The 12,944-nt window shown below is 33.7% G+C and carries 11 protein-coding genes; 6 read left to right on the plus strand and 5 right to left on the minus strand.

All coding sequences use genetic code 11. From position 1 onward, the window contains the following. Nucleotides 1-11 precede the first annotated feature (11 nt). The 4 genes from IC221_RS17070 to IC221_RS17085 all read left to right on the plus strand — a co-directional run bounded on the left by IC221_RS17070 (nucleotide 12) and on the right by IC221_RS17085 (nucleotide 4,319). Nucleotides 12-782: a tyrosine-protein phosphatase gene (locus IC221_RS17070; RefSeq protein ID WP_188170132.1), complete on the plus strand. Its 771-nt coding sequence runs from the start codon at nucleotides 12-14 to the stop codon at nucleotides 780-782. A 17-nt stretch (nucleotides 783-799) separates the two neighbouring features. Further along, the gene (locus IC221_RS17075) at nucleotides 800-1,777 is read left to right on the plus strand and encodes an NAD-dependent epimerase/dehydratase family protein (protein ID WP_188170133.1); all 978 of its coding nucleotides are present in this window, start codon (nucleotides 800-802) and stop codon (nucleotides 1,775-1,777) included. A gap of 126 nt (nucleotides 1,778-1,903) precedes the next feature. Beyond that, nucleotides 1,904-3,298 carry a tetratricopeptide repeat protein gene (locus tag IC221_RS17080; RefSeq protein ID WP_188170134.1) on the plus strand — a complete coding sequence of 465 codons (1,395 nt, stop codon included), beginning with the start codon at nucleotides 1,904-1,906 and terminating at the stop codon, nucleotides 3,296-3,298. Nucleotides 3,299-3,548: 250 nt separating this feature from the next. Next, nucleotides 3,549-4,319, plus strand: a complete 771-nt coding sequence (locus IC221_RS17085) for a phosphosulfolactate synthase (protein ID WP_044211180.1) — start codon at nucleotides 3,549-3,551, stop codon at nucleotides 4,317-4,319. A 65-nt stretch (nucleotides 4,320-4,384) separates the two neighbouring features. Here IC221_RS17085 and IC221_RS17090 read toward each other — a convergent pair whose 3' ends face one another. Further along, nucleotides 4,385-5,233: a flavin reductase family protein gene (locus IC221_RS17090; protein WP_188170135.1), complete on the minus strand. Its 849-nt coding sequence runs from the start codon at nucleotides 5,231-5,233 to the stop codon at nucleotides 4,385-4,387. Nucleotides 5,234-5,827: 594 nt separating this feature from the next. On the opposite strand from IC221_RS17090, the gene IC221_RS17095 reads away from it, so the two are divergent. Next, nucleotides 5,828-7,552, plus strand: a complete 1,725-nt coding sequence (locus tag IC221_RS17095) for a lysophospholipid acyltransferase family protein (protein ID WP_188170136.1) — start codon at nucleotides 5,828-5,830, stop codon at nucleotides 7,550-7,552. Between the two features lie 104 nt (nucleotides 7,553-7,656). On the opposite strand, the gene creD is transcribed toward IC221_RS17095, so the two are convergent. The 4 genes from creD to IC221_RS17115 all read right to left on the minus strand — a co-directional run bounded on the left by creD (nucleotide 7,657) and on the right by IC221_RS17115 (nucleotide 11,623). Beyond that, entirely contained in the window at nucleotides 7,657-9,012 is a 1,356-nt protein-coding gene (gene creD, locus IC221_RS17100; RefSeq protein WP_188170137.1) for a cell envelope integrity protein CreD, read from the minus strand. A 51-nt stretch (nucleotides 9,013-9,063) separates the two neighbouring features. After that, entirely contained in the window at nucleotides 9,064-10,527 is a 1,464-nt protein-coding gene (locus IC221_RS17105; RefSeq protein ID WP_188170138.1) for a radical SAM protein, read from the minus strand. Between the two features lie 203 nt (nucleotides 10,528-10,730). After that, nucleotides 10,731-11,021 carry a transcriptional regulator gene (locus tag IC221_RS17110; RefSeq protein WP_044211174.1) on the minus strand — a complete coding sequence of 97 codons (291 nt, stop codon included), beginning with the start codon at nucleotides 11,019-11,021 and terminating at the stop codon, nucleotides 10,731-10,733. After that, complete coding sequence (locus IC221_RS17115) at nucleotides 11,018-11,623, minus strand: hypothetical protein (RefSeq protein ID WP_188170139.1); 606 nt, start codon at nucleotides 11,621-11,623, stop codon at nucleotides 11,018-11,020. Before IC221_RS17115 ends, IC221_RS17110 begins: the two co-directional genes overlap by 4 nt. Before the next feature lie 294 nt (nucleotides 11,624-11,917). Between IC221_RS17115 and IC221_RS17120 the strand changes: the two genes are divergently transcribed. After that, complete coding sequence (locus tag IC221_RS17120) at nucleotides 11,918-12,655, plus strand: head GIN domain-containing protein (protein ID WP_188170140.1); 738 nt, start codon at nucleotides 11,918-11,920, stop codon at nucleotides 12,653-12,655. The last annotated feature ends 289 nt before the right edge of the window (nucleotides 12,656-12,944 follow it).

Raw genomic sequence — 12,944 nt, forward strand, 5'->3', positions numbered from 1 at the left:
AAGTTTTTATTATGGGTTGGTTTTCACGTCTTTTTTCCACCAATAAAAAAGAAATTAAAGAGGTTATTACCACTCCTCAAGGTCCTGCGCTTACCATGGACATGCACGCTCATTTTTTACCTGAACTTGATGATGGAGCTTCAAGTTTAGATGAGTCAATGGCGATTATTAAAGGACTTCATCAATTAGGTTATAAACACTTAGTGGCAACTCCACATATTATGAGTGATTTTTATAAAAATACACCTGAGGGAATTGGTAAAAAAGTTGATCTTGTTAAAAAAGAAATAGCCAAAGAAAACATCGATATTACAATTGAATTTGCAGCTGAATATTACCTTGACGATGGCTTTCTTTTAAACCTAAGAAATAAAAAACCATTTCTAACTTTTGGTAAAAACTACTTACTAATCGAAACATCATTTATCAATCCTTGTTTATTTATTGACGAAGCAATCTTCATGGCTATTTCTCAGGGATACCAACCTATTATTGCACACCCTGAAAGATATTCCTATGTTTTTGATGATTACGAAGAAATCAAAAGGTGGAAAAACATTGGGGCTATGCTTCAAATCAATGCCCTGTCTTTATTAGGGTATTACTCCTCAAAGTCAAAAAATATTGCTGAAAGACTTATTAATGATAATCTAGTGGATTTTATAGGAACTGACTGTCACAAACCGAAACATTTAGAAGGGTTAAAAAAGGTTCTCAATTCATCTTATTATAATAAATCATTAGGTTTGAACCTGAAAAACAATCAAATTGCAACTTTTTAAAAGAAACAGATAAAAGTTTGGCACTACTAGGGAAAAAAGTTTTTGTAACTGGGGGAACCGGTTTTGTAGGAGGATATATCATTCAAGCCTTACTCAAGGAAGGTGCTCAAGTCGTGGCTATGAACGGCATTCAAAATGATAAATCTTTTCTTAAAAACGAAAGTGATCAAATAGAATGGGTAGATGTTCACTTGTTAGATCCCGGTAAACTATCCGAAGTACTGCAAGAAGTAGAGTACATTGTACATGCTGCTTCCATCGTTTCTTTTAATACCTCAAGGGAAGAACTTCGTGCAATCAACGTTGATGGAACTGCTAACCTTGTCAACATTGCCCTGCAATCCAATATTAAAAAATTTGTATTCATTAGCTCAATTGCGGCTTTGGGCATTCCTGAATTTGGTGATCAAATCAATGAGGAATCAAAATGGACAGGAGAAAAAGGCATGTCACAATATGCTATCTCAAAATACAATGCGGAACAGGAAGTTTGGAGAGGGTTTAGAGAAGGTTTAGATATGGTCATCTTAAACCCTTCTGTAATTTTTGGGGTAGGTGATTTCAAACGAAGTAGTCTATCTATTCTTAATTACATCAAAAAAGGTGTTAAGTTCTATCCTAGCGGGCTTTTCTCATCTGTAGACGTAAGAGATGTTTCTCAAGGTGTAGTTAATGTACTAAATCTTCCTATTACTGGAGAGCGCTTTATTTTAAATGCGGATAACCTTCCTTTCAGAGAAGCATTAAGTATCATCAGCAAACAACTTAATGTAAATCCTCCGGTCAAAAGCATCTCTCGTTCAACCGTATTATTTGTTTATTACATCAAGAAAATCCTATCCATTTTCAGTAGTAAACAAAATGCTCTCACAAAAGATCTAATCAACACTTTGTTTTCTTCTTATCAATACCAAAATACCAAAGCGGTAGAAAAGTTGAATATTAATTTCCATTCTTTGGAAGAAACAATGCTTTGGATTAATTCAAAACAATAGGGATATATCGACCGCTATCCCCCCGTTAATCCATTAAATACAATTCACACAAATAGAAGTCTATTAACAATTTTACATTATATTTATTACGATATTGTAAAGAACTTTCTATTTAAAAACTTCAAGATGCCCGATAGTCAAAATAACATACAAAGTGCTTTAGAAAAATTTGAATTAATGGAACAGGAGGGAAGAGTAGAATTTTTTGACCTAAGTACCTTTGAAGATATCATTGAACACTATTTTGTTAATTTCAATATAAAAAAAGCACTTAAAGCATGCGAGGTAGCCAACAGCGTTTATCCTTTTACAAGTACAATTAAAGTACTTCAAGCAAGGATTTTAGCCTTCTCAGGAGATTATACAAATGCTTTTGCTGCTATAAATGAAGCATTGCAAATTGCACCTACAGACTTCAACGTCTTATTTCATAAAGGATCCCTACATTCGATCGTAGGAGAAGTAGATAAAGCCATAAGCAGCTTTGAAAATGCTCTCCCTTATGCAGAAAATCCAGCCGATATATATTACAACATTGGTATTACACTTCAATCCATCAATGAATTTGAGAAGGCTGTAGAAGCTTTTAAAAAGTCCATTGAAAGCGATATGTCACATGAAAATACCATCTACGAGCTAGTAGACTGTAGCGTACAGCTTCATCAAACAAAGGAACTCCAAGACTTCCTCCAGAAGTTTGTCGACAATGATCCCTACAATACAGATGCATGGTATAACCTAGGTATTTACTTCAGTCAAATTAAAGAATATGACGATGCTCTTAAGGCATTTGAATATGCTATTCTGATTGATGATTCTTTTGAGAGTGCTCATATGCAAATAGGACATTGCTACATGAACCTTAAAAGATATGCTGAAGCATTTAGAGGATATTTGGAAGCTTTACAGCATTCGGATGAACCTTCAGCAGAGCTATATTGTCATTTGGGAGCATCGGCAGAGTTGATGAAAGATTATAATGTTGGAATCCGCTATTTCAAAAAGGCAATCGAAGCCGATGAAAATTATGATGAAGCTTGGTTTGGAATTGGTGAAAATCACAGACTATTAGGAAATCACTTAGAAGCTACGCATTATTTAAGCAAAGCCGTAAAACTGAATAAATTTTATGATGAGTATTGGTTTTCATTAGCACTAGCAGAAGCTGCATTGGGAAATTTAGTTTCAAGTATAGAAGCATTTGAGGAAAGTTGTAGAATTAACCCTCATAGATCTAAAGCTTGGATAGAATGGTCAATGGTTTATTATAATGAAAATGAAAATGAGGAAGCAATAAAAGTACTGAAAAGAGCACTTGAACACTTGGAGGAAAATCATTCCATTCACTACAGATTAGCGGGTTACTACATGCTTTCTGGAAAGCTAAAAGATGCCTACAAACATATTGAAACCGCATTGAGGCTGAATTATGATGCTCATACCGAATTAGTGGATTTTATTCCGAATAACACCGTGAAAAAAATACTAGAATCTGCGATTCAAAGCTTTCGAAAAAAGTAACTTTTCATGGTTATTTATCTTTGATTTGATTTTTTTTACATTTCATCTAATCATTTTGGTGAGCTATTTACTATTAATTGATAATTAGCATTAATATTTTATTTTTTTAACATAAATATACACTATAAGCGATTCAGTTTTACGAAATTGCGCCTCGTCTTATTGTGTGTTATGTTTGAATACACTTAGTAAGCAATTAAAAATGTATCGACATAATAAGTCGGTTTTTTTTATTTCAAATCGTCCGATAATGAATTACGTTTTAAATAATCTTCCTGAAAGAAGTGCTAAACCAAGAAACAAAGGTTTAACAATGGCAATGGATAAAGGTATGTCTTTACGTGAAGTTGAAGACGTCTTGTCTATATCAGGAGATTACATTGATATAGTAAAGTTAGGATGGGCTACTTCTTATGTAACTCCTCAGCTTCAAGATAAAATCAACCTTTACAAAGAAGCGGGTATCAACGTTTATTTAGGAGGTACATTATTTGAGGCTTTTGTAATCAGAAATCAATTCGAAGATTACCTTAGAGTAATGGACAAATTCGGTTTGGACTTTGCAGAGGTATCGGATGGCTCAATGGATATGGCTCACGACGTAAAATGTGAGTACATCAACAAATTATCTCAAAGAGCAACAGTACTTTCTGAGGTAGGTTCTAAAGATGCTGAAAAAATCATTCCTCCATATAAATGGATCGAATTGATGCGTGCAGAATTAGATGCTGGAGCTTGGAAAGTTATCGGTGAAGCTCGTGAAGGTGGAAACGTTGGTTTGTTCCGTTCTTCAGGTGAGGTTAGATCTGGTTTAGTGGAGGAAATCTTAACACAAATCCCTTATGAAAATATTATTTGGGAAGCTCCTCAAAAAGCTCAACAAGTTTGGTTTATCAAGTTAATCGGTACAAACGTAAACCTTGGTAATATCGCTCCTAAAGAAGTTATTCCTTTAGAAACTATTCGTTTAGGTTTAAGAGGCGATACATTCCACGACTTCTTAAACGAAGGCTGGAAGTAAGCTTAAAATTTATAAGAAAAACCCCCTCTTACAGTTTTTTCATGCTGTAAGAGGGGATTTTTTGTTTAATTCAACAACACCTTCCAAGCTTCTTCTACCATTCCTTTATCTAATAATTTACCTGCCAAAATGTGATTATTTTCTCTAGAATCCATCATAGGAATTTCTATATGCTCTAAAGACTCAATGGATGGTATAGCTTCTATATTGGCAAGTTTTGCTAACTGATTTCCTGTCAATATTTCACTTTCAACTATATGAAGGGGAAGCTGATCTATTCCGATTCCTTTTTTTCTAATTGGTTTTTCAATACTCAATAATGCATCTCCTGATGCTCTTACATAATAGTTTCCACCCATTCTTCCCATTAAATCTAATTTGGAACCTTCTATCATCCCTTTTTCATCTAGTATACTTTCATTTACATGTATTCTTATAACCTCACATAGTACCAAATTTCCTGCTCCACCTTCTTCTCCCATCGCAATAACCTGCTGAAGTTTACATTCAAATTGGACCAGCGACTCCTTCACTCTTGGTGGTGTTACGTCTACTGATGGAACTTCTGTTAAACCAGACTTGATAAATTCATTGATGCCTTTACCGTATTCGGTACTGGATAGGGACATTTGCTCTACAATATCATAAGTCACAATATTGACAACACACTCTTTAGTGGCTAAAATATTGTCCAAAGTATGCTTCGTGGTATTATCTCTTACCCTTCTTGTGGGGGAAAAAACTAAAATAGGAGGGTTGGCTCCAAAAAAATTAAAGCAGCTATAAGGGCTCAAATTAACATTACCTTCATCATCAACTGTACTTACAAAAGCAATTGGACGAGGGGCAATAGAATTTAACAAGTAACCATGCATTTGTGCTGTAGTTACCTCAGAGGGAGTAAAAGTTTTCATGTGTTTATTGGTGTTTTGTATGATGGCCTCAAAGTATCAGTTATCCATTATTTCTCAAAGAAAAAGTCAATTTTTTTGAATTAAACTTGATCACCACACCTCTTTCAAAAAGATGAATTCAACTCATATTTGACTTTACAAATTCACTTTAATTTGTTCACTCAAATGTGCTAAAAGCGGGCATTACAATTCATTATTACTCATTGTGAAATAATTAAGATGAACTCATGATTACCAATTGCTCACTATTTATAACATTAATCATAGACCAATAATTATGAGTTTCACACAAAATCTCCTATTTGCATAGTCAAATATTACAAAAACTATTTTAAGAGAATTCAGATATCTATTTTGGATTTATGAGTTAAATATTTGAAGTGTTATTTTTCATAATTCACTGATTGATAGTATTTAACAGGTTAAATTGAATCGAATAAAAAACGACTGTTTGATGAATATCTAACAACCTTTAGTTTATTACCTTAAGATGACATTGTAACTTCTAATTCACCTAAAAACAAAATAGAATTAAGCTTATAATAACTTTCAGATAAAATGTGATTACTACCTTTTCGAAAAGAAATAAAAGTTATGCAAACTGAAATAATACCAACTGATCAAATGATGAGAGAGCTTGGCACCAACAAGGTGATTACCGAGCTTATCATGAAGACCTTAGGGCTTTCAGCAATGAACGAGATGTATACTAAACTTTCTCGTTATGAAGGGATTGAATTGATTGAGAAAGCATTGGATATGCTTAATATCTCTTTTGAAGTCAGTGATGAAGATCTAGCTAAAATTCCTAAAGAAGGAGCATTTATTAGTATTTCCAATCATCCTTATGGGTTACTTGATGGTGTATTATTACTTCAGATGATGAACAAGGTACGACCTGATTTTAAAGTGACTGCTAACCATTTTTTGGAGGTCATGAAACCTTTTCAAGACTTGTTTATCAGTGTTGATCCTTTTCGTAAAAAGAAACTAAATGCTTTTTCTAAAGTACTGAAAACCTTAGATGAAGGTAACTCAATTGGTCTTTTCCCAGCTGGTGAAGTTTCTACTTATTATAATAGTAATAAAAGAATAGAAGATAGACCTTGGACAAAATCGTCTATTCGCTTAATTCAAAATGCAGATGTACCTGTCGTTCCAATTTATTTTCATGGGGTGAACAGCTGGATGTTCCACTTGTTAGGTAAAGTGCATCCATCATTAAGAACGATGCAAATCCCTAAAGAATTTTTAAATAAGAAAGGGCACAAAGTTAAAATCAGAATTGGTCAACCCATACAACCTAAAGAATACCAAAAACACGAAACAATTGAGGAAATAAGTTCTTTCCTTAGAAACAAAACTTATTTATTAGGAGAGGGACTAAAATCTCAAAAATTCCTGAAACCAAACAAAAAAGTAAAAACTGAGGCCGAACCATTATTTCAACCTATTCCAAAAGATGTGTTAGAAGGAGAAATCAAAGATTTATCTTCTTCATCACTACTTTTCAGTCAAAAACAATATGATGTATATATCAGTCCTTCTGAAGAAATTCCTTATATCCTTCTTGAGATTGGTAGACTTAGAGAGAAGACTTTTAGAGATGTAGGAGAGGGGACTAATCATTCCATTGATCTAGATCGCTTTGATGAATATTACCAGCATTTGTTCATTTGGGATAGAGAAGAAAGCCGTGTAATTGGTTCTTACAGAATCGGTAAAGGCGATGAAATTATGGAATATGTGGGTAAAAAAGGTTTTTACACTAATACCCTTTTTAAATATAAAGAAGGTTTTAAACCTATCTTACGACAAGGAATTGAATTAGGTAGATCTTTTGTGATTAAAGAAAAGCAAAAGGACGCTTTCCCATTATTTTTCCTTTGGAAGGGGATCAATATTTATCTAAAAAGAAATCCTCATTATAGATATATGTTTGGGTCGGTCAGCATTAGTAATGACTATTCTGATGCTTCAAAAGATGCAATTATCTATTACTCACATAAGTTCTTATACAACCACGAACTTTCTCACCTTATTAAACCAAGAAAGAAATATAAAATCACTTCTAATGTACAGGAATACATTGATAAGTTGACCAATAAAGAGTATTTCAACATCAATGAACTGGACAAATTATTAGTGGAAATTGATTCTAAAAAATACAAAGTTCCAGTCCTGATCCGTCAATACATCAAGTTGAATGGAAAGATTATCGGTTTCAATATCGATCCGAAATTCAATAATTGTTTAGATGGGTTCATTCTGGTCGATGTTCTCAATATACCGCAAAAAGTAACCAATCAATTAAATTAAGTAATTGACGCTGAGAACAAACAGATCAAATACTTATTCAAATCGTTCAACATGACAAAGACCAGGCTAATTATTTTGGCCTGGTCTTTTTTTACTTTCAAAAATTAACTTACGCTACCCGCTGTTGATAAATTCAACTGATACCAATTGATTTTTCTTGTGTAGAACATTGTTGCCCCCAAGATCATCGTCAACCCAATACTACCCATCAGTAAAGCATAATCGACCATTTGTAATGTGATAAATAAGAAGGTATAAATTCCGAATAAGATCAGCATTAACATTAAGGACAGTTTCTTGTTTTTAAATAAACTCAAGGAGTATAATGAGATCATACTTACAATGGCTACTGAAGCAATTCCAAAAGCAAGGTTGAAAGAACTATGTTCTGAGATCGATACCAATAAGGTGTAAAACAAACAGAGGGCAATCCCCACCATGGCATATTGTAAAGGGTGAATTCTTGTTTTGTTGATCACTTCCACCAAAAAGAAAATCAAAAAGGTCAACGCTATAGTCATGGCTCCATACTTCGCAGAACGCATAGAGGTTTGATAATCATTGACAGGGATTAGTAAATCCACTCCAAAAGCGGATTGATCAAAGTTGCTGTATTGTTTGAATTCACCTGATATCCATTGTAGAGGAAAGTTTCTGTTCAACTGCAGTACGGTCCATTTTGCTGTAAAACCTTCTTCTGTCACCTCTCTAGTATCAGGGAGAAAGTTTCCGACAAAACTTGGTGAGTCCCATTTTGAATGCATGCTTACCTGAGTAGTTGCTCCAAGTGGAATAAAGGAAAGGTTCTGACTTCCTTGAAGTACCAAATTAAAACTAAAATCATATTTTGATTGCCCCTCTTCAGAAAGTGTAACGGGAATTGTCACACCACTTTCTACTAATTTCGGTATTCTACTTCCTGGTTCAATATCCAAAGTAGTATCATTCCATTTTACTTTAATTTGATTCTTAATTCCTCGGAGATCATTAATTCCAACTGTGAGAAATGCTTTATCCAATTGTATTTCTTTCAAATCGCTAGGTTTTGGAATTGATTTTAAATCAAATTGTCCTTTCACATCTAAATTAGAAGAGTACACTATAATATCGTAAATACCTCTATTTAGTGATCTTGGATCTACGTCACCATCAATCTTTAATTCTTTAGGTAACAAGTACCAGTACTTTGTGTATTCTATCACTTCTCCCTCTTGATTTTCTCTTTCCATCAACATGGGAACTGTTAGAATTGGTCCTTTCACTACCTGTTCATTTGACCACTTCGAAGACACCTCTTTAATGGCTTTTCTATTCATATTTTCCCTTTCGTAAATAATGGATTCAATCATAGAAAGTGGTATTAATAATAACAGCATTAAAATAGTAATAATGCCCACTTTGACCATCACTGTGTTCTTTGCCCAACTTCTCTGGGGCTTTTGATTTTGTTGTTGTTCCATAATAATTAGATTAAAAGTTTTATATTAAATGAGTAATTTTTTGACTCGTTTTTATGACACTTTAGTTTGCTTACCCAAAGTTTTGATAATCACCTTTGGTCTTTGCTTTATTCTGTCTTCCTTTTTAGAAATCAGTTCCACAACATTGTTCTCTTTATAGTTCACTTTAGATAAGATGGACTCCAAAAGAGGAAGCATATTATTGAGGTTTCTAGATTTAATGATGAAGTTCCAAAGCGGTTCAAATTTTTTCCATCCACCACTGTATAGCAAATGTTTTAGTTTGTGCTTATGTGCATCATGACTGAGGCTTCCCTTTAGAATATTGGACCAAGCATAAAACTCTTTATACGCCCAACCATAGCCTTCTTTTAATTCCTGAGCCGTTAGTTTATTGGTTTGGTAAACGACATTTCTGGTATCATACATATCCCAATTTCTAGTAATGATACGACCACTGCTTTCCATATCTTTAAAGAGTTTAGTTCCGGGATAAGGCGTCAAAACATGATAAGTAGAAGTAGTAATTCCGTTTTCTACTCCCCAATCTACTGTTCTTTTAAACACATCTTTATCATCATCATCCAGTCCAAAAACGAAACTGCCATTGATCATAATTCCTAAAGAATGTAGTCTTTGAACCGCTTTCTTATAGTCTTTTTGTAGGTTTTGCTTTTTGTTGCTTTGCTTTAAGTTTTCTGGGGAAAAGGTTTCGAATCCTACAAATAAGCTTCTTAGTCCAGCTGCTGCTGCTTTTTCTATGAGGTTTCCTCTTAAAATAGAATCAATTGTGGCTGCTCCTTGGAATACTCTGTTCATTCCTTTCATTCCATCAAATAATTCAGTGGCAAACTTTGCATTACCTAAAAGGTGATCATCCAAAAAGTACAGATGTTTACCTGGCAAGCGATCAATTTCTGCCAATGTATCATCCACTTGCTGTGTATAAAAGCCTTTTCCTCCTTCAAAAAAGGCGTCTTTATAACAGAAATCGCAATGATGAGGACAACCTCTGGTCACTACAATTGAATTAGGAACGAGATAACGTTCTCTTTTAATTAAGTCCCGTCTAATCGGCGGAGCTCCAACGAGCGTTCTGACAGGTGAGAAATACCTTTTTTGAGGTCTTTTATTTTTGAAGTCTTTGAGAAATTGAGGAAAAGTTTCTTCGCCCGGTCCTAAAAAAAGAGAATCAGCATGTGGTGCCGCTTCATTAGGAAGAGAAGTCACATGCAAACCGCCAAGCACCACATAGACTCCTTTTGCTCTGTAGTGATCTGCAATTTTATAAGAGCGATACGCATTCGTGATATAAACCTGAATAACTACAAGATCGGGCTCATCATTAAGGTTCAGTGTTTCTACATGCTGATCTTGAAGGTCAATTTCATCTTCTGAGGAGAGATAAGAAGCTAAAGTGGCTAAACCTAACGGTGGAAATAAAGAGTATTTGATCGGTCTCCAAAAAGGACTTTCAGCTTCTGCCAATGCTGGCAATATCATTTTTACTTTCATAGTTTATCAAAAGTACTTTGAATTACAAAGTGAATGGATAAAATTTTTATATTAAAATGAGAACCAATGCCTTAGCATCAATTGAAGTACCACTTTATCTAATCTTCTTTTGAGTATTTTTTCTTCTCTTCGAAATAAGTTTTTGTACATAATAGTAATAATTTAAAAGTACTTTGAAACACAAAGTAATAGTTTAAAATTTTTTATTTTAGTAAGTCTTCAATGGCTTTGATGTGTTTTTGGAAGGCCACTTTTCCCTCATTGGTAGCAGAATACTTGGTATTAGGTTTACGGTTCAAAAACTCTTTTCTTACCGAAACAAACTCATTCTTCTCCAAATACTTCAAGTGACTTGCCAAGTTGCCATCTGTGACACCAAGCAGTTCTTTAAGGGAATTAAAATCCAGGTACTCATTTACAACAAGTGCCGCCATAATTCCCAATCGAACTTTATTTTCAAATGCTTTATTTAAATTATTTAATAAGTCTTTCACTTTTGAGGATTAAAATACATGTATAGACCATAAGCAATATGCAAGAAACCAAAGCCTATTGTCCAGAACCATAAACCGTATCCTATAAATTGCGTCGCCAAAAGTCCTAAAATTATTTCAATTATCCCAAGACCACGTAGTTCTGAGATGGTATATTTACTAGCATTCACGAGTGCAAGCCCATAAAAAATCAAAGTCAGGGGAGCGGCCAAACCTATAAATCCTTTTGCTACCAATAACAATGTCAGTAAACCGCCCGTTGCCAGTGGTATCATCAAATTGATCAATAACCTTTTCGCTTGAAGGTCCCATAGCTTCTGACCGTTTTTCTTTGCTTCTGAAAATGTAAAATATAAAGCAGAACCAATTGCCGCCAATAATGTTATTGCACCAGTGATAATAAGGGCATCAATCTTTTTTTCACTTATAATATTTCTTTCATAACCGATATTATATAGAATATCATAAGCGAAATATGCTCCTACTAATGCACAAATCCCAGCACTGATTCCAGAGAGGCCACTCAAGGAGATAAACCGAGATGAACGGTTCATAATATCCTTGATTTCTTTTAAGTCGTTGATGTAATCTTGTTCTTTCATAAAAAGTACTTTGTAATTCAAAGTAAATAAATAAATTTTGAATTTTCAACATCCAATAGGAAAAGAGTTTTGTCCATTACCCAAACTCAACCCCATGAAATGATTATTTCATATAACTACTTTACCATTTTATATAAAACTGAGCTCACGTTAAAACGTTAAAACATAGAAGTATAACACACTAATAATCAGAATAAAACGAAAAATACAACAAAAATTATTTGTTGGAATAGGGGTAAATTTTCAACTGTGTGTCATCAGTATGTAGACTCTAAAATTAAATAAACAATAAAAATGAAAAACATATTCTTAATTCTACTAGGTTCAATTTTTTTCTTTTCAAGCTGTAATGAAAGAAACCTTAATGGTGTACCTTCACAAACCTTTGATCTAGAATTTGAAGAGGAAATAAATGGCATTGAATTAAATATAGCTGGTGATGTAGTGATTGATCAAAATGATGCTCAATCTGTGGTGGTTGAAACTCAACAAGAGGTGATGAACTATCTATCTTATAAGGTTGAAAACGGTACTTTAGTCATTGAACTAGATAAGAACTTTAGAAATTATGACTTCAAATTATACCTCAATGTGACTTCACTTCAAAATGTGACTTTAAACGGAAGTGGCAGTATATTGGTACATGACTTAACATCTGATCAATTAAAGATCAAACTTGCAGGCAGTGGAAAAATCGCTGTAGATGATGCCTCAAATGTTATCAATACTATTGATGCCCAACTTGATGGTTCTGGAAATATCAATATTGAAAAAATAGCTATTAATGCTATTTCGGTGAAAAGAACGGGTAGTGGAAATATTTCTTTATATGGTAACAGTCAAAAGTTAGATGCGAGATTGGATGGTTCTGGCAATCTGAAAGCTAGTCAATTGATTACAAAAGACGTTACAGTTTCAAATACGGGTTCTGGTAATGTTCATGTTCATTGCGATGGTGTTTTATCCATCCGAAATTCAGGTAGTGGAACAATCAAAGTAGAAGGAAATCCAACTTCCATTATACAATTATAAATCATCAAAATATATCAAAGGCAACCCTTAAGTGAATGAAGCTTAGGGGTTCTTTGTTTATAACAAATACACTATTTCTGAGTGTGAATATCAACCGCTATAAAAGGTGAAATGTTACTAACACTAGTCCATTTTATCAGCGTTAAAATTTAACTTTAGGAAAAGTAACTTTGAGTAAGTTTAACTCTTAAATAATTCACATCACAGTGAATAAGTAGATTTTCAAAATATTACTAACAATGTAAATAACTGACTAATAATTATTTAAATGATTTACTCAAGAGTGTGA

The sequence above is a fragment of the Flammeovirga sp. EKP202 genome, assembly GCF_014534745.1.
In the GTDB taxonomy this organism is placed as follows: Bacteria; Bacteroidota; Bacteroidia; order Cytophagales; family Flammeovirgaceae; genus Flammeovirga.